We start from the raw sequence: 26551 nt of genomic DNA on the forward strand, positions 1-26551 counted from the left end.
CTGCCCATGTCCGAAGATAATATCCTCACGCCCCACGGCTGGATTCGCGGCCACCTGGTGCATGAACACGGCAAGGTGACCGCCATTGAAGGCGTGCCTTGCGACCCGACGCAAAACGATTTGCCCTACCTGCTGCCGGGCTTTATCGACCTGCATGTGCACGGCGGCGGTGGCAAGGACATCATGGAAGGCATCGACGCCTTCGAGACCATCACCCGCACCCACGTGCGCTTTGGCACCACCTCGCTGCTGGCCACCACCATGACCGCGCCGGTGGATGAAATCTCCAGCGTGCTCGGTCAACTCGGCGGCTTTTGCGAGCAGCGCCCTGCCGGCAGCGCCCGAGTACTCGGCGTACACCTAGAAGGGCCTTACATCAACCCAGGCAAACTTGGCGCCCAACCCAACTTCGCCCACACCGCGCTGATGGAAGAAGTCGAGGCGTACCTGCGCCTGGCGCCCATCCGAGTGATCACCATCGCCCCGGAAATCGCCGGCCACGACGCCCTGATCCGCACCCTCAGCGAGCGCGGCGTACGCATGCAGATCGGCCACACCTTGGGCAGCTATGAAGAAGGCGTCGCCGCCCTCGCCGCCGGCGCCACCAGTTTTACCCATCTGTACAACGCGATGAGCCCGTTGCATCACCGCGAGCCGGGGATCGTCGGCGCCGCGCTGGCCCACGCCAAGTACGCCGAGTTGATTCCGGACCTGCTGCATGTGCACCCCGGCGCGATACGCGTGGCGCTACGGTCGATCCCTTGCCTGTATTGCGTTACCGACTCCACCGCCGCCGCCGGCATGCCCGATGGCGAATACAAGCTGGGCAGCCACACCGTGACCAAATGCCTGGGCGGCGTACGCCTGGCCGACGGCACCCTGGCCGGCAGCACGCTGACCATGGACCAGGCGCTGCGCAATCTGGTGAAGATCGGCCTGCCTATCAGCGAAGCCTCACAACGCCTGTCGCAATTTCCTGCGGATTACCTGGGCCTGGAAGAACGTGGCCGCCTGCAACCCGGCAGCTTTGCCGACTGCGTACGTCTGGACCGCTCCCTGCAACTCACCGACGTCATGGTCGAAGGAGAAACCATTGTCTTCAAAAATGCTTGAAGAGGCCTTGGCCTCCTGTGACGCCGTCGCGGCGCAACTGCAACGCCTGAACCCGGCACTGGAAGAAATCGCCGGCCGCCTGCGCCGCCAGCCGCCGCAAGTGGCGATGACCATCGCCCGTGGCAGCTCGGACCACGCCGCCAGCTATTTCGCCTACCTGGCCATGCAACATGTGGGCATTCCGGTGGCGTCGTTGCCGATGTCGGTGGTGACCTTGCTGCAAGCGCCGTTGAAGGTCAGCGGCCAGGTGGCGTTCGGTTTCTCGCAGTCCGGCCAAAGCCCGGACCTGGTCAACAGCCTGCGCCTGCTGCGTAAGCGCGGGGCTTTGAGCATCTCGTTGGTCAACGCCGAAGACTCGCCGCTGGAAGCCGCCTGTGAATTCCACGTGCCGCTGTGCGCCGGGCCGGAACTCAGCGTGGCCGCGACCAAAAGCTTTATCGCCACCCTCAGCGCCAGCGCGCTGTTGGTCGGCCACTGGAATCAGGAAGCCGACCTGCTGCAAGCCTGCCAGGCGTTGCCCGATGGCCTGCGTGAAGCGGCCCGCCAGGATTGGAGCCGCGCCATCGACGCCCTGCGCGACAGTCAGCGCCTGATGGTGATCGGCCGTGGCGCCGGTTTTGCCATTGCCCAGGAAGCCGCACTCAAGCTAAAGGAAACCTCGGCGATCCAGGCCGAAGCCTTCAGCAGCGCCGAGGTGCGCCATGGGCCGATGGCCTTGATCGGCGACAACTATCCACTGTTGGTGTTTGCCCCGCGCGGCGCCGAGCAGGCAGGCCTGTTGAGCCTGGCCGCCGACATGCGCCAGCGCGGTGCCCGCGTGCTGTTGGCCGCTCCGGACGATATCGCCGAACGCGACCTGACCCTGAGCCGCGCCGAACACCCGAGCCTGGACCCGGTGCTGGCGATCCAGAGTTTCTACGTCATGGCCGCCGGTCTGGCGGTCGCCCGCGGCATGGACCCGGACCAACCGCGCCACCTGAGCAAAGTCACCCGCACTCACTGAGTGGTGTGCCGTGTTTTCCTGATGAGTACCGTGCCCATGTCTAACAACAATAATGCAGTAACCCTCAGCGCCCCCCTCAGTGGGCCGGTGCTGACCCTGGGCAACGTCCCCGACGAAGTATTCGCCAGCGGTGCCATGGGCGACGGCCTTGCGATCGACCCGCTTAATAACTGCCTGCATGCGCCCTGCGACGGCGAGATCATTCACGTCGCGCGTACCGGCCACGCGCTGACAATCCGCGCCGACAATGGCGCCGAGCTGCTGATGCATCTGGGCATCGACACCGTCGAGCTAAAGGGCGAAGGCTTTGCGCTGCTGGTCAAACAGGGCGCGCGGGTGAGCCTGGGCCAGGCGCTGGTACGGTTTGACCTGGATTGCATTGCGCGCCAGTGCAAGAGCCTTATCAGCCTGATCATCCTAACCAATGGCGAGCACTTCGACGTGCTGCCTCTGGCGTCGCAAACCGTCAACGTCGGCGAGCCACTGATGCAGGTCATCGCGCGGTCGACAGCGCCCGCTCAGACGGCTGTGGATAACTCCATCGAAGAAGCCAGCGCCCGTGTGCACATCACCCATCGAGGCGGCTTGCATGCTCGGCCTGCAGCGCTGATCCGCAAGACGGCCCAGGGATTCAGCAGCCAGGCGCGCTTGCACTACGCTGACAAGTCAGCCGCCTGCGACAGCTTGATCGGTTTGATGGGGCTCGGCATCGGCGAAGGCGACGAAGTGCGCGTCACTTGCCGGGGCAAGGACTGCGAGGCGGCGTTGCAGGCCTTGGTTGCCGCGCTGTCTGCACCTATGAAAGAAGAACATCACGCGCCTGCCGCCGTTACGCCACGCCGAGCCAATACCGAAGCCGGTGTATTGCAAGGCGTCTGCGCGGCGCCCGGCCTGGTCTGCGGGCCGCTGTTTCGCCTGAGCGGTATCGAGCTGCCCGCAGACACGGGCCAGCATTCGGCCGACGAACAACTGCAACGTCTGGACACGGCGCTGGAGCAGGTGCGCGGTGAAATCCGCAACACCCTGGAGCACGCCCGCCAGCGTAAAAACGTCGAGGAAGAAGACATCTTCGCCGCCCACCTGGCCCTGCTGGAAGACCCGACCCTGCTGGAAGCCGCCACGGGTGCCATCGAGCAAGGCAGCGCCGCCACCCATGCCTGGCGCGATGCGATCCAGGCCCAGTGCGCAGTGCTGCTGGCATTGGGCAAGCCGTTGTTCGCCGAGCGCGCCAACGACCTGCGCGACCTGCAACAACGCGTGCTGCGCACATTGCTGGGTGAAGGCTGGCACTTCGAGTTACCCGCTGGCGCCATCGTCAGCGCCCATGAACTGACGCCCTCGGATTTGCTGCAACTGAGCGCGCAGCAGGCCGCCGGCCTGTGCATGGCCGAAGGCGGCGCGACCTCCCATGTGGCGATTCTGGCGCGCGGCAAAGGGCTGCCCTGCGTGGTCGCGCTGGGCAGCGAAGTCATCGACGTACCGCAAGGCCAGCGGGTGGTGCTGGACGCCGCCAACGGTCGCCTGGAACTGGCGCCCAGCGAAGCCCGTCACGCTCAAGTGCACCAGATTCGCGACGCGCAAAAACTGCGCCGCCAACAGCAACAGGCCCAGGCTCACCAACCGGCACGCACCAGTGACGGCGTAAGCATTGAAGTGGCTGCCAATGTTGCCTCCAGCGCAGAAGCCCAAACAGCGTTTGAAAACGGCGCCGATGGTGTCGGCCTGCTGCGTACCGAATTCCTCTTTGTCGACCGCCGCACCGCGCCGGATGAACAGGAGCAACGCCAGGCCTATCAAGCCGTGCTGGACGCCATGGGCGACAAGTCGGTGATCATCCGCACCATCGATGTGGGCGGCGACAAACAACTCGACTACCTGCCCCTGCCCGTCGAAGCCAACCCGGTCTTGGGCCTGCGCGGTATTCGCATGGCCCAGGTGCGTCCCGAACTGCTCGACCAGCAACTGCGCGCGCTGCTGCAACTCACACCGTTGGCGCGCTGCCGCATCCTGTTGCCGATGGTCAGCGAAGTCGACGAACTGCTGGAGATCCGCCAGCGCCTGGATGAACTGTGTGCGCAGCTGAAGCTGACCCAGCGCCCTGAACTGGGGGTGATGATCGAAGTTCCCGCCGCCGCGCTGATGGCCGAACAACTGGCCGAACATGCGGACTTCCTGTCCATCGGCACCAATGACCTGTCCCAGTACACCCTGGCCATGGACCGCGACCACGCCGGACTCGCCGCGCGGGTCGACGCGCTGCACCCGGCGCTGCTGCGGCTGATCGCCCAAACCTGCGACGGCGCAGCCAAGCATGGGCGCTGGGTTGGCGTCTGCGGCGCGCTGGCGTCCGACCCGCTGGCCACCCCCGCACTGATCGGCCTGGGGGTCAGCGAGCTGTCGGTGAGCCCGCCGCAAATCGCAGAAATCAAGGACCGCGTCCGCCACCTGGATGCGGCGCAATGCCGGCAACTGAGCCTTAGCCTGCTCGACCTGAGCAGCGCCAAAGCCGTACGCCAAGCCTGTCAACACCACTGGCCGCTGAGCTGACAACAACAAGAAAAAGGAGACCCGCCATGTACCAACTGTTCATCGAAGGCCTGCAACGCCTGGGCCGCGCGCTGATGCTGCCTATCGCCATCCTGCCGATTGCCGGCCTGCTGTTGCGCCTGGGCGATACCGACCTGCTCAACATCGCAGTGATGCACGATGCCGGCCAGGCGATCTTCGCCAACCTGGCGCTGATCTTCGCCATCGGTATCGCCGTGGGCTTTGCCCGCGACAATAACGGCACAGCCGGGCTGGCCGGTGCGATTGGCTACCTGGTGATGATCTCTACCCTCAAGGTGATGGACACCAGCATCAACATGGGCATGCTCGCCGGGATCGCCAGCGGCTTGATGGCCGGTGCGCTGTATAACCGTTTCAAGGACATCAAGCTGCCTGAGTACCTGGCCTTCTTCGGCGGGCGACGGTTCGTGCCGATTGTCACCGGGTTCTCAGCGGTTGGGCTGGGGGTGATCTTTGGCCTGATCTGGCCGCCGATCCAGCACGGCATCAACAGTTTCGGCGTGCTGCTGATGGAAAGCGGCAGCATCGGCGCGTTCGTGTTCGGCGTGTTCAACCGCCTGCTGATCGTCACCGGCTTGCACCACATCCTCAACAACATGGCCTGGTTTGTGTTCGGCAGCTTCACCGACCCGGCCACCGGCGCCGTAGTGACCGGCGACTTGACCCGCTATTTTGCCGGTGACCCCAAAGGAGGCCAATTCATGACCGGCATGTTCCCGGTGATGCTGTTCGGCCTGCCCGCCGCGTGCCTGGCGATGTACCGCAACGCCCTGCCGGAACGGCGCAAGGTGATGGGCGGGATCTTCCTGTCGATGGCGCTGACCTCGTTTCTCACCGGCGTGACCGAGCCGATTGAATTCGCATTCATGTTTCTCGCGCCGTTCCTGTACCTGATCCATGCGCTGCTCACCGGTCTGTCGATGGCCGTGACCAATATGCTGAATATCCACCTGGGCTTTACCTTCTCCGGCGGGTTTATCGACATGGTGCTGGGCTGGGGCAAGTCCACCAATGGCTGGCTGGTGGTGCCGGTGGGGCTGGCGTACGCAGCGATCTACTACACGGTGTTCAGCTACTGCATTCGCCGCTTCAACCTGAAAACCCCGGGCCGTGAAGACGGCCAAGTGGCACCGACCGAAGCAATGAGCGACAACCAGCGCGCCACGGCGTACATCCGCGCCTTGGGCGGCGCGGACAATCTGCTGAGCGTCGGTGCCTGCACCACTCGCCTGCGCCTGGACATGGTTGACCGCAACAAGGCAGTGGATGCCGAGCTCAAAGCCCTGGGCGCGATGGCCATTGTGCGGCCGGGCAACGGGGGCAGTTTGCAGGTAGTGGTCGGACCGCTGGCAGACAGCATTGCCGATGAGATTCGTCTGGCGATGCCGACCTCCGTCAGCACATCACCTGCCAGCGCCACTGCGCCGACTCAAGCCAGCAACGTTGCCTCGACCGTGGCGCAGCAATGGCTGGATGCGCTGGGCGGTCAGGCCAATGTCGTGCAGTTGGAATGCGTGGCCATGACCCGCCTGCGCCTGCACCTGGCCGACGAAAACGCGCTGTCGCAGGCGCAGCTCACGGCACTCGGTTGCCAGGGTGTCAGCCGGATCGACGCCGGTGTGTGGCACCTGCTGGTCGGCGAGCAGGCCCAAGGCTTAAGCGCCGCACTCAAGGCCTTGACCTCTCGCCAGCCAGTCCGCGCCGGCGCCTGACCTACCTATCTACCGCCCTGTTCGGGGCGGTCGTGCCCATGCTGAGGGCTCCAATCCTCAGCATGGAGCCTGTGCCCGTGAGCACTTCCACCCCACCCCTGACCTTTGACGAGATCAAAGGCTCACTCAACTTGATCGGCCATCACCTGCTCGACCTCGATGCACCGCTGCTGCCGACGCAGCCAGCGTCGCCTCCACTCGCGTACCTGGAGCGCCTGAATACCCATCTGGAAAACTACCGCCAGCAGTTCCTGACAAACAGCCGCGTGCTGTACCAGAACCTGGCCAACAGCGATCTGCGCAGTACTGAAGGTCAGGCCCTGCTGACCACGCTCAAGGCCACGCTCAACACGCAATTGCTGGATATGGATAGCCGCGAGCAGATCGACGGCAAAGCGCGCAAATCCTTCATGACCTTTGAAGCCGGCTACATCGCACTGACCCACGAAACCGCACTCGCGGTCGCCGATCGCCTGTTCCACCCTCAAGAGCAGGCGATCCTGGACCGCGTACCACTGGGCGTCACGCAACGCCCCGGCCTGTATGCACTGACCTTTGAATACCAGGGGCAAACCATCGAACTGGCCGGTGCGTTTGTGCTGACCGAACATTCAAGCCCGGTGGTAAGCGAGCTTCAATCGAGCACGCCGGTTGGCCGCGTGGCACTGTTCACTCCCTCGCGCGGGATTGAATTTTTCGCCTCCCTGGCCGACCTCAACAGCGATCTGTTCCAACGCCTGGACGCCGCCGCCGAGCGCGCTCACTTCATGGGTCTGCTGGCAAGCGACTACCGCGCACTGACGCCGCAAGCCATCTGGCCGCTGGCATTGAACCCGATCAGCGACCGGCCACTGTTCGAGCACCTCGACAACCAACTGATCGCCAAGCGCAGCGCCGACATCGACCGCGCCCTGAGCCTGGTGGACAACCCGCACACTGACGCGCAGGCACTGATCAATGCGCTGGAGCAGGCCATCGTCGACGCCGTGCCCGACCTCGGCGCGCGACTGCAATGGCGCGCCCAATTGCTGCTCGACCGATGGTTACGGCACAGCGCACCAGACTGGTACCGCAGCGCCTCAGACACCCAACGCGCACGACTCGCCGAACACTTGCAGCATTACGACCAGTCCCGGCAGCGCCTGGAACAACTGTTCGGCGCCCTGGCCACGCCGTACACCCTGGCACGCCACCAATGGCTGGAGCGCCTGAGCGATGACCTGGATATCCACGACCTGGAACCACAACGCTTGCTGGTGACCACCCGCCGCGCCGTCACACCGATCGGTGAATACAGCCACAAACGCGACCTGGTCGAATTGGCCTTGCGTGGCCTGCATCCCGACGATGAAAACGCCGGTTCCGATTTCCTCGAAAAGACCAGCCTCAGCTACGACGGCGCGCCACTGCCCGACACCTACGCCGCGCTGACACCGGCCTGGCTCGCGCAACAAATGGGCACGTTGCAACCGCGTATCGACTTCAGGGACCTGCAAAAGCAGCTGCATGCCAAGACCGAGCTATGCCAGGCCATCGAAGCCATGCTCGATCACAGAATCAACGCGCTGGCCTGCACCGCAATGCTGCAGGGGCATCTCACTGCTGACGATTTCGAACTGATCCAACGCGTGCGCCAAGGCAGCGATCCATTGCTGAGCGCCACGACCCTGGCGCTGCACGAGGCCCAACTGCAAGACCTGTGGGTGCTGCTCCGGCGCGACGCCAGCGGCGCCGTCGACCGCGTGTTGCTATGTACGCCGCAGGCTCCGCGCGAGCAACAGTTCCAGGCGTTCGACAGTGAAATTGCCTGCCAGAACCACATCCTCGGCTGGACTTTGGACAATGGCCTCAAATCGCCGCCAGGTACCCTCACCGATTACCTGATCAGCCGCGTCGCCCTGCGCTTTCGGGCCAAGATGAAACAGGTGCTCAGCGGCCTGAGCTACAAGTTTCACGCCCAGGAACACCGCGAAATCAGCTTCGGACACGCCGGCAGCCATGCCGATTGCCTCAAGGCCATGGCCACCCATGTGTTGGCCACGCGCCTGGATGACGATGAGTTCAGCACGCCCACCTGGTTCCGCGCGGCGCCGCTGACCACGCGGCGAACCCTGATGAAACTGGCGGACGACACCAAACGCGGTCTGCGCGCCTACAACGATTATTCGCTGTCCGAGGCGCAAGTGCCGGGCTTCAGCGCTTACCTGCATGAGCAGGCGCGCGCCCGTCTGAATGAGCTGCTGGGACGCCCACGCAACGATGTCGACCCCGACACTGTTTGGGCCTACTCACCGGGGTCGGCTAAGGCTGCGCCCATCAACTACACCCAGCTGTATCGCGACGGCTATGCCGACGGCATCGGTTTTCTCGACGAAAAGTTCTCGCGCTCGGCACGTTTCAAAGGCCCCGAAGGCATCGACCTGAGCCCATTGACCGCCGAAAAAGTCGCACGCTCGGTCACCGGCGTCTGGATCGGCCAGCGCTACATCGATGAGATCAAGACACGCCTACTGAACGTCGGCAGCCCGGACTACAAGCTGCGCCGCGATACCACACTAGCCATTACTCAATGGCAATTGCGCAGTGCCGCTCTGGAATCTCACTTGCAGGGGGATATCGCGTCCATCGACCGGGAATGGCTGGAGCGCAGTATTGCGAAGATGGGCGAGACGGCACCGGCCATCCGCCGCGACCATGGGATCCACCGCCTGGTCATCGACGGCGACTGGGTGATCGGCTGCTATCTGTTCACCCATGCCGATGACCCAACGCTTCTCTACACCCCCAATGCCCCGGACGGCGTCAGCGTGCGCGAAGCCAGGCAGTTCAACTACCTGCTGAAAAAACTGCCCGGCATGCTCGGTTACCTGGTGCAACGCGTCGCGGTGCAGTCCCAGGGACGAGTGCGCACATTCCTGGAGGACGCCCGGCACCAGTTGCCTGAAGGGCTGGATAAAACCAGCATCAGCCCGCCGCGCTATGACCCGATACGCGCGCAAACCCAGATCCAGGACCTGCGGCGCGAGGTGTATGACCTCAAGCTGCAACGCACCATTGATGATGTTCACGCGACTACCGTCAACCGTACCCAGATGATCAGCGGCATCGCCTGGACCTGTGTGGAATGGGTTGCCGCCATCGCTACCGCGCCTTTTCCAGTGCTGAGCCTGAGCATCGGTCTGGCGCTGGCGTTCAAGGACGCCATGCTGGCTCTGCACGCTTACCACCAGGGCGACAACGCCCAGGCCCTGGAACACTTGATGGGTTACCTGCTCAACAGCGCCGGCGGGCTGTTCACCGACCTGCGCCCGGCCCTCGGCACCTTGCAACAGTTCGCCGTGCGCCAGGCCCCAAGGCGCCTCGTACAGAGCCCGACGCTGCAGTTGATCAGCGCCGTGGAACCGGCGCCACTCAAGCCTGCGGGGATGCAATCGGTGCTGTTCAATGGCGAATATCTCTGGGCTCATCAGACTCCGGACCCGATCGGACGCTATTTGCTCTATCGCCTCGACCCGGTCACCGGCAAGCTGGTCTCCACCACCCGCCTCGCCGCACCGGATGCCCAAGGTGTATGGCGCCGTACCGGAGTGACTGGCGGCGCGCCAAAGTATGAAAAAGTCCCACAGGCCCCCGACGCACTCAAGCACTACGAGATGCCCGCCCAGTACGCGGACAAGCTGGAGCAGGTGCTCAACCCCGACCTCACGGCGCAACTGCGCCAACAGGGTGACTGGGTGTACCAAAACCCGCACGTCACCGTCGCTGCGGCGTCCCGGGAATTGCAGCCGGTGCGCGATGTGTATCAGCAACAAGTCAGCCAATTGACCCGCGACGCCGAGGACTTTTTCCGCCAGCAGCCGCCCGTCGCGCCCCGTGCCGAGGTACCTACCGTAACGCGGGAGACATCGTTGGCCACGCTCACCGATAACCCCGCATTTAGCCGCGCACCGAACCTGATCATTGGCGCCATCCCCGGCAGCGGTGTCGGCCAGCAGGTGCTTATCGAGAACATCGACGCGCTGCTCAACAAAGGTTTCAAGCGCCTGTACATCGAATACCTGCCCGGTGATGTGTTCCGCCCGAAACTGGACAAGCTCAACAGCGGCAAATCCTGGAAGCACATCGAGCGGCATCTGAAGCTCGTCGACAAGGCAATGGGCTTTGCCGACAACGCCGAATTCTCCTACGTGGCGCTGGTACGCAAGGCTTCGGCCAAAGGCATCAAGATCAAGGCACTGGACGCCTCGACCTGCTACGACCTGGATGATGCCCTCAACCTCGGCGACACCCCACCCACCACAACGCGCAGCACCGCGTTACGCAACTTCTACTCGCACAAAGTCCTGCAAGGCGACAGCGAAGCCCTGCCCGATGAGCGCTGGATTGCCCTGTTGGACCCCGCGCGCATGCGCGCGGCTGATCAAGTCCCGGGCTTGGCCGATCTGCACAAGGCGGTTTCTGTGCGCGTGGAAAATGTCGGCGCTGACCATGCCGTGGGTTTGCGCATCGACGCCAGCGACGCTTCCGCCGATTACACCCTGGCCGTGCGCGGGCCTGAACGAACCGTAGAATCCCCTGCCCCGTCGAGTGGTGCGGCAACGGTCACGCATTACAGCGACTACGATATCGCTGCGGACCTGCGCGAAAGCATCCAGACCCAGTCATACCAGTCCCACGGCCTGGACAGTCATTTCCTGCCGGCCCCCGAGCACCGCAAGGCGTTTTCAGTGTTCAAGAAAACGCGGGAGCGTCTGACCCAAGATGCACAGCAGTACTTCAGCCAGCACACCCTGCCGGCTCGCCCGGAACTGTCGCGACTCAGCGGGCAGACGCAGCCGGAACCGTTTCTGCGCGCTGTCAGTGAAAGCCGGCTGGCGGGGCTGGTCATCGGCGAGGCCCACAGCGCGCAGACGAGCAAGGCGTTTCTGATCAAACACATGAAGCAACTCAAGGCGCTCAAGTTCGACACGCTGTACGTCGAACATTTGCTCACCGACCTGCACCAGGCCGAGCTGGATGCCTTCCGCCAATCCAAACGCCTTTCGCCCGCGCTCAAGGACTACCTCAAACGCCAGGATGCCGGGCACATGCCGCTCTACAGTGGCGCCAACACCTACTTCGAAGTGATCCAGCAAGCCAACAAATATGGGTTGCGTGTACGCGCACTCGACTGCACCGCCAGTTACCACGTCAAGGGCGCCAACACAGAGGCGCGCAACCAGATGTTCAGCTACTTCGCGTCACGGGTGATCGACGCTGACCAGGCGGCGCACGGCCCACACAAATGGGTGGCGTTCATCGGCAGCGCCCACACCAACACCAACCTGCAAGTGCCCGGCCTGGCCGAGCTGCAAGGCGCCGCCAGCCTGCATATCCGCGATGCTGCGCCCAACCTGTCGTCCCCCATCAGCCCCGGCCGCTGGGAGACAGGCCTGGAAACCCGCTGGACGGCACTGCGCAGCGACTTCACGCTAAAGGTCGGCGTGGCTGGCATGCGTGAGCCTGCCGCATTCGTACCGCTGGACCGCGCCCGACTGAAAGTGTCCGGACACTTTCTGGTCGAACACCCGTCAATGGCCGAAAGCAACCTGCTGCACAAATCCCGCAGCGGCGAAATCGTCTCGACCCCGATCCAGGTCGATGACCAGGGCCTGTTCTACATCGATCGCTGGGGCATGGCGCAGCAGCGCTTCCTCTACCAGACCACCTTGATCGACGCCGTACGCGCCCAGGTACAACTGACGCCCGCGCCGTAATCCAGGCAACAAAAAACCCGCTGACCAAACTGGCCCAGCGGGTTTCTTGTTTATGCCGTCAACGAATCAGAAATCCGCCAACTGCCATACCTCGTACGCCGGTGTCTCGTAGGGGTGGCTCAGCTTCAACGCAGCCACAACAGCCACGATCAGCGCATCCGCCACCACCAACTCGACCTTCCATTCTTCGACGACTTCGACCTGGCCAACCTGGCCGATAAACGGCTGACTGCCGTCCAACGCGCGGAATTGGCCCTGGCCCAGCACTTGCCAGGCGCAGTTGTCGTAGTCGCCAATGCGCCCGCCGCCAGCTGCAAAGACGGCGGTTTTCACCGTCTCCACATGGCTGTCGGGCACAAAGAAGGCAAGCTTGTACACGACCTTAGTTCACCCAAACGCGAGCGTTACGGAACATGCGCATCCACGCACCGTCTTCGTTCCACTCTTCCGGGCGCCACGAGTTCTGCACAGCGCGGAATACACGTTCCGGGTGCGGCATCATGATGGTCACGCGGCCGTCGCGGCTGGTGAGGCCGGTAATCCCGCGCGGCGAGCCGTTCGGGTTGGCAGGGTAGTTTTCGGTGACTTTGCCGTGGTTGTCGACGAAGCGCATGGCCACGCAACCGGACAGGTCGGCTTCGAGCAAGGCTTCTTCGCTGGCGAACTCCGCATGGCCTTCGCCGTGGGCGATGGCGATCGGCATGCGCGAACCGGCCATGCCTTGCAGGAAGATCGAGTTGGACTCCTGCACCTGCACCATGGCGACACGGGCTTCGAACTGCTCGGAACGGTTACGCACAAAGTGCGGCCAGAACTCGCTGCCCGGGATCAGTTCGCTGAGGTTGGACATCATCTGGCAACCGTTGCACACACCCAGGGTGAAGCTGTCGTTGCGCTCGAAGAAGCCTTGGAACGCATCGCGGGCACGGCTGTTGAACAGGGCCGACTTGGCCCAGCCTTCACCGGCACCCAGCACGTCGCCGTAGGAGAAGCCGCCGCAAGCGACCAGGCCTTTGAACTCGTTGAGGTCAACGCGACCGGCGAGGATATCGCTCATGTGCACGTCAATCGCATTGAAGCCGGCACGGTCGAACGCCGCCGCCATTTCCACCTGGCCGTTGACGCCCTGCTCACGCAGCACAGCAACTTGTGGGCGAATGCCTTTCTTGATGTACGGCGCGGTGATGTCCTGGTTGACGTCGAAGCTGAGCTTGGTGCTCAGGCCCGGGTTGTCTTCTTCCAGGATCACGTCGAATTCCTGCTCGGCGCAATCGGCGTTGTCACGCAGGCGTTGGATCTGGTAGCTGGTCTCGGACCACTGGCGTTGCAGCAGACGGCGTTGACCGGCAAACACTGTATCGCCATTGAACGAGATATTGATTTCACCGTTGTTGATCGGCTGGCCAATCACCGCCACGCAGTCGTCCAGGCCAGCGGCGCTGAATTGAGCGAGTACGTCCGGGGTCGCGTCCTGGCGAACCTGGATCACGGCGCCCAACTCTTCGTTGAACAGGATGCCGTTGATCTCGGATGCATCCTCGGCAACGCTGTCGAGCACGATGTTCAGGCCGCAGTGACCGGCAAACGCCATCTCGACAACGCTGGTCAGCAGGCCGCCGTCGGAACGGTCGTGGTAAGCCAGCAGATGGCCGTCGGCGTTCAAGCCCTGGATCACGGCGAAGAAGGCTTTGAGGTCTTCAGCGTCGTCAACATCCGGCGCCACTTTGCCGAGCTTGCCGTGGGTTTGCGCGAGGATCGAGGCGCCCATGCGGTTCTGGCCACGGCCCAGGTCGATCAGGATCAGATCGGTGGTGCCTTTGTCCATGCGCAGTTGCGGGGTCAGGGTCTGGCGAACATCGGTAACCGGTGCAAAACCGGTCACGATCAACGACAGCGGCGAGGTCACGCTCTTGTCGGTGCCGTCTTCGTTCCAACGGGTGGCCATGGACATCGAGTCCTTGCCCACTGGAATGGTGATGCCCAGTTCCGGGCACAGCTCCATGCCGACCGCTTTTACGGTGTCATACAGACGCGCATCTTCACCCGGGTGACCGGCAGCGGACATCCAGTTGGCCGACAGTTTGATGTCAGACAGTTTGCCGATACGCGACGCAGCGATGTTAGTGAGGGTTTCACCAATGGCCATGCGGCCCGACGCCGGGGCGTCCAGCAGGGCCAGCGGCGTACGCTCGCCCATGGCCATGGCTTCACCGGTGTAGACGTCGAAGCTGGTGGCGGTGACGGCAACGTCGGCCACCGGCACCTGCCATGGGCCGACCATTTGGTCACGGGCTACGAGACCGGTGATGCTGCGGTCGCCGATGGTGATCAGGAAGCTTTTGCTCGCCACGGCCGGGTGATGCAGCACGCGTTCGATGCTGTCGGCCAGTTCGAGTGTGCTTGGGTCGAAATCATCGCCCAGCTCGGCTTCACGCACCGCTGAACGGTGCATGCGCGGGGCTTTGCCCAGCAGCACTTCGAGGGGCATGTCCACCGGGCTGTTGCCGAAGTGGCTGTCAGTGACCGTCAGTTGCGGCTCGGCAGTGGCTTCGCCGACCACGGCAAACGGGCAGCGCTCGCGTTCGCAGATGGCCTGGAAGCGCGCGAAGTCTTCAGGGCCGACGGCCAGCACGTAACGCTCTTGGGATTCGTTGCTCCAGATTTCGTGCGGGGCCATGCCCGGCTCGTCGTTTGGAATGTTGCGCAGTTCGAAACGGCCACCACGGTCGCCATCGTTGACCAGTTCTGGGAAGGCGTTGGACAAACCACCAGCACCGACGTCATGGATGAAGCTGATCGGGTTCTTGTCACCCAACTGCCAGCAACGGTCGATGACTTCCTGGCAGCGACGCTCCATTTCCGGGTTTTCACGCTGTACGGAAGCAAAGTCCAGATCAGCCGAGCTGGTGCCGGTTGCCATAGAGGAAGCAGCACCGCCGCCCAGGCCAATCAGCATCGCCGGTCCACCCAGCACGATCAGCTTGGAGCCGACCAGAATCTCGCCTTTCTTGACGTGTTCTTCACGGATGTTGCCCATGCCGCCGGCCAACATGATCGGCTTGTGGTAACCGCGCACTTCATCACCATGGGGCGTGGTGATGGACTGTTCGAAGGTACGGAAGTAGCCAGTCAGAGCCGGGCGACCGAACTCGTTGTTGAACGCGGCGCCGCCGAGCGGGCCTTCGATCATGATGTCGAGGGCGGTAACGATGCGCTCAGGCTTGCCGTACGGCACTTCCCACGGCTGTTCAAAGCCAGGGATCTGCAGGTTGGACACGGTGAAACCGGTCAGGCCGGCCTTTGGCTTGGCGCCACGTCCGGTAGCACCTTCGTCACGGATTTCACCGCCGGAACCGGTGGCTGCGCCAGGGAACGGGGCAATCGCGGTCGGGTGGTTGTGGGTTTCGACTTTCATCAGGATGTGCACCGGTTCCTGAACCGCGCCGTACTGGCGGGTCTCTGGATCCGGGAAGAAACGGCCGGCGACGGAGCCGACGATCACCGAGGCGTTGTCCTTATACGCCGACAGAACGCCTTCGCTGTGCATCACGTAGGTGTTCTTGATCATGCCGAACAGGCTTTTTTCCTGGCTCTGGCCGTCGATATCCCAACTGGCGTTGAAAATCTTGTGACGGCAATGCTCGGAGTTGGCCTGGGCGAACATCATCAGTTCGATGTCGTGCGGGTTGCGCTTCAAGCCGTTGAAGGCGTTGACCAGGTAGTCGATCTCGTCTTCGGCGAGGGCCAGGCCCAGTTCGGTGTTGGCCTTCTCCAGGGCGGCGCGGCCACCGCCAAGCACGTCAATCGCGGTCAGCGGCTTGGGCTCGGCGTGGCTGAACAGACCGGCAGCCTGTTCGAGCTGGCTGACGATGATCTGGGTCATGCGGTCGTGCAGGCTGCTGGCGATCAGCTCGGCCTCGGCATCGCTGAACTGGCCTGCAACGTAGAAGGCAATACCGCGCTCCAGGCGCTGGATTTTTTCCAGGCCGCAGTTGCGGGCGATGTCGCTGGCCTTGCTCGACCAGGGCGAGATGGTGCCGAACCGTGGCAGAACCAGGAACAAGCGGCCGGTCGGCTCTTGAACGGGAACGCTTGGGCCGTACTTCAGAAGGCGTGCGAGCACTTGCTGTTCGTCGGCGGTCAATACGCCGGTAACGTCGGCGAAGTGAGCAAATTCAGCATACAGGCCTGTAACCGCTGGAACCTTCTGGCTCAGTTGTTCAAGGAGTTTGCTGTGGCGAAAGGCAGAAAGGGCAGGAGCGCCGCGCAGGATCAACATCTTCGGGACAGCCTCGGGAAGGGGTGTGCTTTGAGGCCGTGCATTCTAGCGTAAACCATCGCCAACGGCACCCGAAACGGCATCGCTGGCTGCTGCCGGACGTCAGTTGGCACGGTTTGCACACTATCGGGGCGTAATCCAAGGCATTGCGCGTAGTTATTTTAACCGTCACATTTGCCCGCCAAGCCACGTTTCTGCGGGCTGCAGCACAGTTTTGGCGGCGCTAGCAGACAAGTCCCCCGCTGTCGAGATATGGCGCCGTGGGCCGTTTGCGTATACTGCGCAGATGTTCTCACCAACTGCTTTGCGCCCGCGATGCGCCAAATGGCTCATCGCCACCGGACTCTTCCTGATGCTCAGCGCCTGTGTTGATAAACCCAGCACGCTTGAGCGAATCAAGGAGGATGGCGTATTGCGGGTCATTACCCGGAACAGCCCGGCCACGTATTTCCAGGACCGCAACGGTGAAACCGGTTTCGAATATGAACTGGTCAAGCGCTTTGCCGACGACCTGGGCGTGAAGCTGGAGATCGAGACCGCCGACAACCTCGACGACCTGTTCGGCCAACTGGGCAAGACCAATGGCCCGGTGCTCGCCGCCGCCGGCCTGGTCAGCAGCGAGCAGCGCCAGCAACAGGTGCGTTTCTCCCATCCTTACCTTGAAGTCACTCCGCAGGTCATCTACCGCAACGGCCAGTCAAGGCCGACGAACGCGGCGGACCTGGTGGGCAAGAAGATCATGGTGCTCAAGGGCAGTACCCACGCCGAGCAATTGGCCGAGCTGAAAAAGCAAAACCCTGCAATCGAGTACGAAGAATCCGACGCGGTTGAGGTGGTCGACCTGCTGCGCATGGTGGACGAGGGGCAAATCGACCTGACCCTGGTGGACTCCAACGAAGTCGCGATGAACCAGGTGTACTTCCCCAACGTGCGCGTGGCCTTCGACCTGGGCAACGCCAGCAACCAGAGCTGGGCCGTGGCCGCCGGCGAAGACAACAGCCTGCTCAACGAGATCAACAGCTACCTGGACAAGGTGGAAAAGAACGGCACCCTGCAACGTCTCAAAGACCGCTATTACGGGCACGTCGATGTGCTCGGTTATGTCGGCGCCTACACCTTCGCCCAGCACCTGCAGCAGCGCCTGCCCAAATACGAGAAACACTTCCGTGCCTATGCCAAGGAAGAAAAGGTCGACTGGCGCCTGTTAGCGGCCATCGGCTACCAGGAATCACTGTGGCAACCGGCGGTCACCTCCAAGACCGGCGTGCGCGGCCTGATGATGCTGACACAGAACACCGCACAGGCCATGGGCGTGTCCAATCGCCTGGATCCCAAGCAGAGCATCATGGGCGGCGCCAAGTACCTGGCCAAAATCAAGGATGAGTTGGACGACAGCATCGCCGAGCCGGACCGCACCTGGTTTGCCCTCGCCGCCTATAACGTCGGTACCGGCCATCTGGACGACGCGCGCACCCTGGCGAAGAAAGAAGGCCTGAACCCGAACAAGTGGTTGGATGTGAAGAAAATGCTGCCGCGCCTGTCGCAGAAGCAGTGGTACAGCAAGACCCGCTACGGCTACGCCCGGGGCGGTGAGCCGGTGCACTTTGTGGCGAACATCCGGCGCTACTACGACATTCTGACGTGGGTGACCCAGCCGCAGCTGGAAGGCAACCAAGTGGTCGAAGGCAACCTGCATGTGCCAGGTGTGGACAAGACCAAGCCTGCGGAAGACAACCCTAAGCTCTAAACACCACCAACCAGCGCGGGACAAGCCCGCTCACCACAAGCAAGTCAATTCCACCCCATTCAAACGGCTCACATTCGATCACCGTCGTCTTATAGGCCAGTGATCAGGTGCACCACTCCTCCCGCCAACACCATCACACCCGGCACACCTGCCGCTTTCAACGCCGACTCATCCAACCGCCCCACATCCTGCAATTGCACCCTAACCCGCGTCAGCGCCACACGCTGTTGCGACGTGAGGTTATCCGCGCCACCCAACGCATTCAGCACGTCGGCCGACACTAGACTCTGCGTCGGCGCCTCGACCGTTTCGGCAATCAAATCCGGGGTCAGGGCTTTCCAGAACGCCTGCTTCAATTTATCCAACATGCTCAGTTCTCCAGCACAGATGAGGTTTCGACGGTCGCCGCGTGAAAGCCACGCAAGGCCTCGCGCACTTGGGCGGCCTCTTCCAGGCCCAGCACCTGACGGGCAATGCTCTGGCAGTCGACCAGGTCCAGCTCGCGCACGGTGGCTTTGATGGTCGGGATCAACGGCACGCTGACCGATAACTCATCCACCCCCAGCCCGATCAGCACCGGCACCGCCAGCGCTTCGGACGCCAACGCGCCGCATACGCCAACCCACTTGCCATGGGCATGGGCGGCCTTGACGGTGGTGGCGATCAAGCGCAATACCGCCGGGTGAAAGCTGTCCGCCTGGCTGGCCAGGCGTGGGTGGTCGCGATCCATGGCCAGGGTGTATTGGGTCAGGTCGTTGGTGCCGATGGAGAAGAAATCCACATGGGGCGCAAACACGTCAGCCATCAACGCCGCAGAGGGCACTTCGATCATGATCCCCAGCTTCGGCAACTCGCCCACCCCCAGCGCCAGCGCTTCTTCTTCGAGAATCCTGCGGGCCAGGTGCAGTTCCGACAGCAGGCTGACCATCGGCAACATGATATGCAGCCGCGCCAGACCGGCGCTGGCGAGGATCGCGCGGAACTGTTCGCGCAACAGTTCCGGGCGCTCCAGGCACAGGCGAATGCCGCGCAAGCCCAGGAACGGGTTGGTCTCGGCCTCCATCGGCACGTAGGTCAGCGGTTTGTCGCCGCCCACGTCCAACGTGCGCACAACCAGGTTGCGCTCAGCGCCCAGGGCGCGGGCGATGGCCGTGTAGGTGCTGGCCTGCTCCTCCGGGCTCGGCGCGCGGTTGCGGTCGAGGTACAGAAACTCCGAACGCAGCAAGCCGACCCCTTCACCGCCGAGAGTCAGCGACTGCTCCACCTCCTGCAATGAGGCGACGTTGGCCGTGACCTCAACGTGATGGCCGTCGCGCGTGATGGCGGGCAACGCAGCCTGTGCAACGTCGCGCTGCTGTCGCTGTGCCTGTTGTTGACGTGCGGCTTTCAACTGTTCGATCTCAGCCTGGTTCGGCTCCAAGTGCAGCTCACCCTTATCGGCATCCAGCAGGACGTGTTTGCCGTTGGCCAGCGCCAGTACTTGCACAGGCACACCACAGATCGCTGGCAAACCCAAAGCACGGGCGAGGATCGCCACATGGCTGGTCGCTCCGCCGCCGACCGTAACAAACCCCAACACCTTGCCGGTGTCGAGGCTGGCGGTTTGTGACGGGGTCAGTTGCTCGGCGATCAAGATGGCGCGCTCGGGCAGATCCCAGGCGCGGTCCTCAATTTCCAGGATCAGTTTGAGTACGCGCTGGCCCACATCGGCCAGGTCCGCTGCACGCTCAGCGATCAGCGCATTGCCCAGCCCCTGGAACAACTTGACCGTGGCCGCCGTGGCGCTGTGCCAGGAAAATGCTGCGCTTTTGCCAGCGGCGAGCAGGCCATGGGCGTGTTCCAGCAGGGTCGGGTCTTCGAGCAATTCCTGATGAGCACGGAAAATCTCCGCCTGGGCACTGCCGACCGCCTTGGCTTGCAAGGTTTGCAGCGCTTCCGTAGCAGCCCGCAGCGCACGCGCCAGCGCGGCACGCTCGACCGCTTCGCCCGCGCCCTTTTCAGGGATGTTCAGTTCAGGCTCAGCCACCTGCACCACATGACCACACGCCGAACCCGGCGATGCGCAAACACCTCGCAGCACAGTCGCAGACACCACCGACTCAACCACCGCCACCGTTGCCGCGACCGGCTCGCCGCACCCTTGCGCCAGCAATTCCACCAACGCTTTGATGGCCGCCTCAGCCTCTTCTCCCGCCGCACTCACCTGCAAGATATCGCCCTGCACGGTTTGCAGCGCCATGATCGCTACCAGGGATTTCGCGTTGGCGCTTTGGGTTTGCTTGTGCAGGTAAATGCTCGCATTGAACCCCTTCGCCGCCTGGGCAAATACCGCCGCCGGGCGCGCGTGCAGGCCATTGGCGTTGGGCAGGCTCAGCGGTTTGGAGAACAGCGCATCACCCTCCTCCTCGCTTGCAGCTTCAATCGGCTCGCCTGGGGATACCTGCAACAGCGGCTGGCCGAGGTCTACAGCACCGTTTGCCAGCAGGGTGAACGGTTCGCCGCTGACCACGAGCATCAGGGTCAGCAAACTGCGGGCATTGAGCGCCACGTAGTCAGCGTCAAATTCGATCAGCGGCTCGCCGGCCTCCACCCGCTGGCCTTCTTCGACCAATCGGGTGAAACCCTTGCCCGCCAGGTTCACGGTATCCAGGCCGATATGCATCAGCACCTGCACGCCGTTGTCGTCGGTGATACTCACCGCGTGCCCCGTGTTCTGAATATTGCTGACCACCCCGGTCAACGGTGCGCACAAGGTCTGCGAGGTGGGATCGATGCACAGGCCGTCGCCGATCATGCGGCTGGCGAACACCGGGTCCGGCACCTGATCCAGCGCCAGCAGCACGCCGGATAAAGGCGCCAGCAATTCCAGGGGTTGAGTTGCGGTCATGACGTCACCTGCTGTTTGGTTCTGTAAAAATCATTGGGCAGAAGAGGGATCACTTCCACCAATACTCGACCTGCACACCAAAGTTCGATCCATGCCGCGCGGTGCCGTAGGACCCGGTGTCGGATAACGCCGAACCAGCCGCCAGTTCATTCGCCGCACGCTTGGCAGCTTCGTTCCAGGTGGCATAGGTGTAGTACAAGCGCACTTCGGGCCGTGCCCAGAAATCCGGACCTTTGGGCGACCATGTCGGGGCGAAGGTGAATTTGCTCAACTTGCGCGTACCGCCGCTGGCATCGACTTGATCATGGCCCAACTCGGTGACCAGTTTGAATTGCTCGCTGAGGGCATAGGCCGGGCGCACGCCGATGGACATCCAGGTCTGGTCCTGGCTGCCGGGGCGAATATCCTTCTGGTACACCGCCTCGATCTGCCCACCAAAGCGCGGGGTCACTTGCCAGTCGAAGAACTCCACGGCGCGATAACTTTTGCTGCTTTTATCCAGGAAGGTATTGCCGGTGTAGCCCAGGCCAGTGCCGGGGCCTTCGCCGTATTGCAGGGCGAATTTGTTCTTGCCGCCGAGGAAAGGTTTTTGCACGTGCTGCGCTGTCAGTGCCCAGCCGCTGTTGGTATCGCGACCGCCGGCTTTCTCGATATAGCTCAAGCCCAGCTCCAGCTCGCCGCCGGGGTTGGTCCTGAAGCCCGCGACGTTGAAGTCGTGACGGGTGGCGTATTCCTTCTGGTACAGGTTGTCCTTGCGCGAAATGGCGTAGCTGTATTTAAGGTCGCCGATCAGCACGTCCTCGATGCCGCCGCCGGTGGCGCTCTGGTTCCAGTAGTAGAAATCGGAGATATGGATGTCGTTACGTTTGTAGTAACGCCGACCGGCCCACACCGAACCGCCGTTGAGGGCGGGCAGGTTCGACCATTGCGCATACATCTGCGGCATGCGCGCCGAGCCGTTATTCTCGCCCTGGAATTTCAGCTCGCGGTCGTACTTGTTGTAGAGAGAAGCCATGGCATCGACGCTAAGCACCGAGCCATCGTCAAAGGTCAGCAGGTCCTGGCGCAGTTCCAGTTCGCCGTATTGCTCGCATTCATTACCCAAACGATATTTGGATTGCGCGCCCGGCAGTTGGAAACATTGCTGCGGGCCACTGCCGGTTGACGTCCCCGCGCCACTACGCAAATAGCCGGCGAATTCGAGGGCTTGAGCGCCGAGAGGCAGGCTCAGGCAGGATGCAACGAGGCCCAACTTTATTGTTGTTTTCATGAAGCACTCCGATATTTTTATTATGTTTTTTTGCAGCGCCCCCGCACTCCCATACGGGGGTTACAACGGGCCTTAGTCCTTGAGGTGCAGCACGAAGGATTCGTAAGGGCGCAGCACCACCGAAGACGTACGCCGCGGACAGTCGGGGTAATTGCTGATCAACAGACGCTGCTCGCTCGCCGCACTGATCACGCTCTCGGGCAGTTGGATGTCACAGGGCTGCCCGTAGAAATTGTTCAGCACCAGTAGGCGTTCGCCGTGGCCCTCGCGCAGGTAAGCCCAGACTTGGGGATGGTCTTGCAGCAGTTCGCAGTAAACGCCCTCTTGAATCAGCGGTTCGTGACGACGCAAGGCGATCAGCGCGCGGTAGTGATGCAGCACCGAGTCCGGGTCATCACGCTGGCTGTCGACATTGATCTGCGCCGCATTGGCCGCAACGCCGATCCACGGCTCGCCACTGCTGAAACCAGCGTTGGCCTGCGTGTTCCAGTGCATCGGTGTGCGTCCGTTATCGCGGGATTTCTGCATGATCGCCGCCATGCTCGACGCCTCGGATTCACCGGCATCGCGTTTGAGGCGATAGATATTGAGGGTCTCCACATCGCGGTACTGTTCGATCGCGTCGAAACCCGGATTGGTCATGCCCAACTCTTCGCCCTGGTACACGAACGGTGTGCCCTGGAGGAAGTGCAGCGCCGTGGCGAGCATCTTCGCCGAGACCACGCGGTGTTCACCGTCATCCCCAAAGCGCGAGACCACTCGCGGCTGGTCGTGGTTACACCAGAACAATGCATTCCAACCGCCACCGGCCTGCATGCCCAGTTGCCAGTCAGACAAGATCCGCTTGAGTTGCAGGAAATCGAAGTCGGCCTTTACCCACTTCTGCAGGTTGGGGTAATCCACTTTCAGGTGATGAAAGTTGAAGGTCATCGACAGTTCTTTCGACTCAGGCCGAGAGTAACGAATGCAGTGTTCCAGGCTGGTGGACGACATTTCGCCGACGTTGATCAGGTCATGGCCTTCGAAGACTTCGCGGTGCATCTCTTGCAGGTATTCGTGCACGTTGGGGCCGTCGGTGTAGAAGCGGCGGCCGTCACTGGTGTCTTCGGGGAAGTCGGCAGGCTTGGAGATCAGGTTGATCACGTCCAGCCGGAAACCGCCTACGCCTTTGTCGCGCCAGAAGCGCATCAGCTTGAACACTTCGGCACGGACCTTGGGGTTGTCCCAGTTGAGGTCGGCCTGGGTGTGGTCAAACAGGTGCAGGAAGTACTGGCCGGTCTGCGCTTCGTATTCCCAGGCCGAGCCGCCGAACTTGGATTCCCAGTTGTTCGGCTGGTCACGCCAGATGTAGAAGTCGCGGTACGGGTTGTCGAGGCTGCTGCGCGCTTGTTGGAACCACTCGTGCTCGATGGAGGTGTGGTTGACCACGATGTCGAGCATCAACTTGATTCCGCGCTTGGCCGCTTCGCTGATGAGCAGGTCGCAGTCGGCCATGGTCCCGTAGCTGGGGTCGATGGCGTAGTAGTCGCTGATGTCGTAGCCGTTGTCCCGTTGCGGCGAGCGCAGGAACGGCGTGATCCACAGGCAATCCACGCCCAGCCATTGGAGGTAATCGAGTTTGTCCACGATGCCCAGCAGGTCACCGGTGGCGTTACCCGCGTGGCTGTGGAAGCTTTTGGGGTAGATCTGGTAGATCACCGAGTGTTGCCAGGTTTGCATGCTGGGTTCCTTCAGTTGAATTGTGTGCCGGCCTCTTGGGCCCTATCGCCGGCACAGGGGAGCGCGGTCAAATGTGGGAGGGGGCTTGCCCCCGATAGCGGTCGATCAGGCGACGCGATAACCCGGCCGAACAATCTTCATGCTCAACGCACAGGTCAGAACAAACGGCACCACCATCGCGACCACCATCCCAATCACAAACATCGGAATGGCACTCGGCACGATCGAAATAAACCCAGGCAAGCCACCCACCCCGATGGCTGACGCCTGCACCTTGTTCATCGACAGGAAAATGCTGCCCAGCGCCGAGCCAAGCAGTGCCGCATAGAACGGAAACTTGAAGCGCAGGTTCACCCCGAACATCGCCGGCTCAGTGATACCGAAGTACGCGGAAATCGCCGAGGTCGAGGCCATGCTTTTGTCCCGCGCATTACGGGTCATGTAGAACACCGCGAGCGCGGCGCTGCCCTGGGCCAGGTTGGACATCACGATCATCGGCCAGATAAAGGTGCCGCCTTGGGTGGAAATCAGTTGCAGGTCCACGGCGAGGAACATGTGGTGCATGCCGGTGATCACCAACGGTGCATACAGCAGGCCGAAAATCGCCCCGCCGAGCATGGGCGCCAGGTCAAACAGGGTGACCACGCCTTCGGTGATCAGGATGCCGAGGTGACGGGTCACCGGGCCGATGATCGCCAACGCCAGCACGCCGGTAACGACGATGGTGGTGATCGGCACGACCAGCAGTTGAATGGCATTGGGCACGCGAGCACGCAGCCATTTCTCGATGACGCTCATCACATACGCCGCCATCAGGATCGGCAGGATCTGCCCCTGGTAGCCGACTTTTTCGATCTTGAACCAGCCGAAAATATCGAAATACGGCAGGCTCTGGCCGTCGAGCCCCGCCACCGCCTTGCCGTAATTCCAGGCGTTGAGCAGGTCCGGGTGCACCAGCATCAGCCCGAGCACGATGCCGAGGATTTCACTGCCGCCAAACCGCTTCGCCGCCGACCAGCCCACCAGCGCCGGCAGGAACACGAACGAGGTGTTGGCCATCAGGTTGATCAGGCTCCAGAGGCCATCCAGGTTCGGATACGCCTCCAGCAACGTCTTGCCCTCGATGAACATGCCCTTGGCGCCCATCAGGTTGTTCACACCCATCAGCAGGCCGGCGATGATCAGCGCAGGCAGGATCGGCATGAACACATCGGAGAACACCCGCACCAGACGCTGCATGGCGTTGGTCTTGTCGGCGCCCTTCTTCTTTACGTCGGCGATGGTGGCAGCGGCGAGGCCGGTCTGTTCGCGCAGGGCGGCGTAGACCTTTTCCACTTCGCCGGGGCCGATGACCACTTGGAACAGACCACCGGTGAAGAACGAGCCTTTGACCAGATCGACCTGGTTCAGCGCGCTGTTATTGACCAGGCTTGGGTCCTTGAGCGCCAGGCGCAGGCGGGTCACGCAGTGGGCCGCTTGCTCAAGGTTTTCGCGCCCCCCGAGGTTGTCGAGAATCTCGCGGGCGATCGTTGAATAGTCGTGGCTCATGCTTGGTTTCCACTTTGATTTTTTTATTTGAGGGCAGTCATTGGCAGCACGCCGAAGCCAAAAGTACTCGTCTGTACGAGTTAAAGCAACAACTCGTACAGACGAGTTTAAAAATATTGGCTTACCGCTTTCCAAGGCCCAATGGACAAACCCCACCGCTGCCACTAAGGTTCCTGCCTTGAACGCACCGTTCACCTACAGAAAGCCGGGCACAGAGCAGCCATCACATGAGCAAATACAACCAGATCTATACGGATCTGCTTGCCAGCATCACCACTGAACGCCTGCAACGCGGTACGCGCCTTCCTTCCGAAACCGAATTGATGGACAGCTACCAGGCCAGCCGTGGCACCGTGCGTCGCGCCATCGAGCAGCTGCAGGAACGCGGCTTTGCGCAAAAAATCCACGGCAAAGGCACCTTCGTCCTGTCGCCCAACCCGATCGAATTTCAACTGGGTGGCATCGTCAGCTTCCACGAAACCCACGCCGACCTGGGCGATGACGTACACACCGAAGTGGTCGAGTTCACGCAGTTCCCGCTGGAAGGCTCATTGCAGCAACACATCGAAGCCGAACCCGGCAGCCTGATCACCCGCATCAAACGCGTGCGGCGCATCGGTGGTAAACGGGTGATTCTCGACATCAACCACTTTGTCGCCGACCTGATCCCTGGCCTGGACCAAGCAATTGCCGAGCAGTCGATCTACGCGTTTATCGAGCAAACCTTGCAGCTGCAGATCAGCTACGCCCAACGCACCATCGAAGCCCTGCCCCGCAGTAAAGACGACCAGACACACCTAGACCTCGACGGCCAAAGCCACGTGATCGTGGTGAGCAACCAGACGTTTTTGCAGGATGGGCGGCAGTTCGAGTACACCGAGTCGCGGCATACGTTGGATAAGTTTTACTTTTCGGATATTGCGCGGCGCTGAGCCGAGAACGGAAAGCA

The 26551-nt window shown here is 62.3% G+C and carries 14 protein-coding genes; 7 read left to right on the top strand and 7 right to left on the bottom strand.

Annotation, left to right across the window (positions count from 1 at the left end):
* Positions 1 to 6: 6 nt before the first annotated feature.
* From nagA to CKW32_RS20400, 5 genes are all read left to right on the top strand, one after another.
* Positions 7 to 1113, top strand: coding sequence for an N-acetylglucosamine-6-phosphate deacetylase (gene nagA / locus CKW32_RS20380; RefSeq protein ID WP_095185805.1), 1107 nt, complete (start codon positions 7 to 9; stop codon positions 1111 to 1113).
* Entirely contained in the window at positions 1106 to 2116 is a 1011-nt protein-coding gene (locus CKW32_RS20385; RefSeq protein WP_032890762.1) for an SIS domain-containing protein, read from the top strand. The genes nagA and CKW32_RS20385 overlap by 8 nt, the downstream gene beginning before the upstream one ends.
* A gap of 36 nt (positions 2117 to 2152) precedes the next feature.
* Positions 2153 to 4663: a phosphoenolpyruvate--protein phosphotransferase gene (gene ptsP / locus CKW32_RS20390; RefSeq protein ID WP_095185807.1), complete on the top strand. Its 2511-nt coding sequence runs from the start codon at positions 2153 to 2155 to the stop codon at positions 4661 to 4663.
* A gap of 26 nt (positions 4664 to 4689) precedes the next feature.
* Entirely contained in the window at positions 4690 to 6396 is a 1707-nt protein-coding gene (gene nagE, locus CKW32_RS20395; RefSeq protein WP_095185808.1) for an N-acetylglucosamine-specific PTS transporter subunit IIBC, read from the top strand.
* A 77-nt stretch (positions 6397 to 6473) separates the two neighbouring features.
* Positions 6474 to 12152 carry a membrane-targeted effector domain-containing toxin gene (locus tag CKW32_RS20400; protein WP_095185809.1) on the top strand — a complete coding sequence of 1893 codons (5679 nt, stop codon included), beginning with the start codon at positions 6474 to 6476 and terminating at the stop codon, positions 12150 to 12152.
* A gap of 66 nt (positions 12153 to 12218) precedes the next feature.
* Here the strand turns inward: CKW32_RS20400 and CKW32_RS20405 are convergent, their stop codons facing one another.
* Together CKW32_RS20405 and purL are read right to left on the bottom strand one after the other, a co-directional pair.
* Entirely contained in the window at positions 12219 to 12530 is a 312-nt protein-coding gene (locus CKW32_RS20405) for an NGG1p interacting factor NIF3 (protein ID WP_095185810.1), read from the bottom strand.
* A gap of 4 nt (positions 12531 to 12534) precedes the next feature.
* The gene (gene purL, locus CKW32_RS20410; protein WP_095185811.1) at positions 12535 to 16431 is read right to left on the bottom strand and encodes a phosphoribosylformylglycinamidine synthase; all 3897 of its coding nucleotides are present in this window, start codon (positions 16429 to 16431) and stop codon (positions 12535 to 12537) included.
* A gap of 286 nt (positions 16432 to 16717) precedes the next feature.
* Here purL and mltF point away from each other — a divergent pair, with 286 nt between their 5' ends.
* Positions 16718 to 18178 (top strand): membrane-bound lytic murein transglycosylase MltF, encoded by a 1461-nt coding sequence (mltF, locus tag CKW32_RS20415; RefSeq protein WP_032890750.1) that lies wholly within the window; start codon positions 16718 to 16720, stop codon positions 18176 to 18178.
* Between the two features lie 89 nt (positions 18179 to 18267).
* On the opposite strand, the gene CKW32_RS20420 is transcribed toward mltF, so the two are convergent.
* The 5 genes from CKW32_RS20420 to treP form a co-directional block, all read right to left on the bottom strand.
* Positions 18268 to 18546, bottom strand: coding sequence for a PTS transporter subunit EIIB (locus CKW32_RS20420; protein ID WP_095185812.1), 279 nt, complete (start codon positions 18544 to 18546; stop codon positions 18268 to 18270).
* A gap of 2 nt (positions 18547 to 18548) precedes the next feature.
* Entirely contained in the window at positions 18549 to 21065 is a 2517-nt protein-coding gene (gene ptsP / locus CKW32_RS20425; RefSeq protein WP_095185813.1) for a phosphoenolpyruvate--protein phosphotransferase, read from the bottom strand.
* A 49-nt stretch (positions 21066 to 21114) separates the two neighbouring features.
* Positions 21115 to 22335 carry a carbohydrate porin gene (locus tag CKW32_RS20430; protein WP_095185814.1) on the bottom strand — a complete coding sequence of 407 codons (1221 nt, stop codon included), beginning with the start codon at positions 22333 to 22335 and terminating at the stop codon, positions 21115 to 21117.
* Positions 22336 to 22407: 72 nt separating this feature from the next.
* On the bottom strand, positions 22408 to 24054 hold the full coding sequence (treC, locus tag CKW32_RS20435) for an alpha,alpha-phosphotrehalase (RefSeq protein WP_032890742.1): 1647 nt from the start codon (positions 24052 to 24054) through the stop codon (positions 22408 to 22410).
* Positions 24055 to 24159: 105 nt separating this feature from the next.
* Entirely contained in the window at positions 24160 to 25602 is a 1443-nt protein-coding gene (gene treP / locus CKW32_RS20440) for a PTS system trehalose-specific EIIBC component (protein WP_032890740.1), read from the bottom strand.
* A gap of 227 nt (positions 25603 to 25829) precedes the next feature.
* Between treP and treR the strand changes: the two genes are divergently transcribed.
* Positions 25830 to 26534 (top strand): trehalose operon repressor, encoded by a 705-nt coding sequence (gene treR, locus CKW32_RS20445; protein ID WP_032890738.1) that lies wholly within the window; start codon positions 25830 to 25832, stop codon positions 26532 to 26534.
* Positions 26535 to 26551 lie beyond the last annotated feature (17 nt).

It is taken from the genome of Pseudomonas sp. Irchel 3H9, assembly GCF_900187495.1.
In the GTDB taxonomy this organism is placed as follows: Bacteria; Pseudomonadota; Gammaproteobacteria; order Pseudomonadales; family Pseudomonadaceae; genus Aquipseudomonas; species Aquipseudomonas sivasensis.

Excerpts from the sequence above, each read along its gene's own strand:
- nagA (WP_095185805.1), top strand. The coding sequence starts at position 7 with ATGTCCGAAGATAATATCCTCACGCCCCACGGCTGGATTCGCGGCCAC.
- CKW32_RS20385 (WP_032890762.1), top strand. The coding sequence starts at position 1,106 with ATGCTTGAAGAGGCCTTGGCCTCCTGTGACGCCGTCGCGGCGCAACTG.
- ptsP (WP_095185807.1), top strand. The coding sequence starts at position 2,153 with ATGTCTAACAACAATAATGCAGTAACCCTCAGCGCCCCCCTCAGTGGG.
- nagE (WP_095185808.1), top strand. The coding sequence starts at position 4,690 with ATGTACCAACTGTTCATCGAAGGCCTGCAACGCCTGGGCCGCGCGCTG.
- purL (WP_095185811.1), bottom strand. The coding sequence starts at position 16,431 with ATGTTGATCCTGCGCGGCGCTCCTGCCCTTTCTGCCTTTCGCCACAGC.
- mltF (WP_032890750.1), top strand. The coding sequence starts at position 16,718 with ATGTTCTCACCAACTGCTTTGCGCCCGCGATGCGCCAAATGGCTCATC.
- CKW32_RS20420 (WP_095185812.1), bottom strand. The coding sequence starts at position 18,546 with ATGTTGGATAAATTGAAGCAGGCGTTCTGGAAAGCCCTGACCCCGGAT.
- ptsP (WP_095185813.1), bottom strand. The coding sequence starts at position 21,065 with ATGACCGCAACTCAACCCCTGGAATTGCTGGCGCCTTTATCCGGCGTG.
- CKW32_RS20430 (WP_095185814.1), bottom strand. The coding sequence starts at position 22,335 with ATGAAAACAACAATAAAGTTGGGCCTCGTTGCATCCTGCCTGAGCCTG.
- treC (WP_032890742.1), bottom strand. The coding sequence starts at position 24,054 with ATGCAAACCTGGCAACACTCGGTGATCTACCAGATCTACCCCAAAAGC.
- treP (WP_032890740.1), bottom strand. The coding sequence starts at position 25,602 with ATGAGCCACGACTATTCAACGATCGCCCGCGAGATTCTCGACAACCTC.
- treR (WP_032890738.1), top strand. The coding sequence starts at position 25,830 with ATGAGCAAATACAACCAGATCTATACGGATCTGCTTGCCAGCATCACC.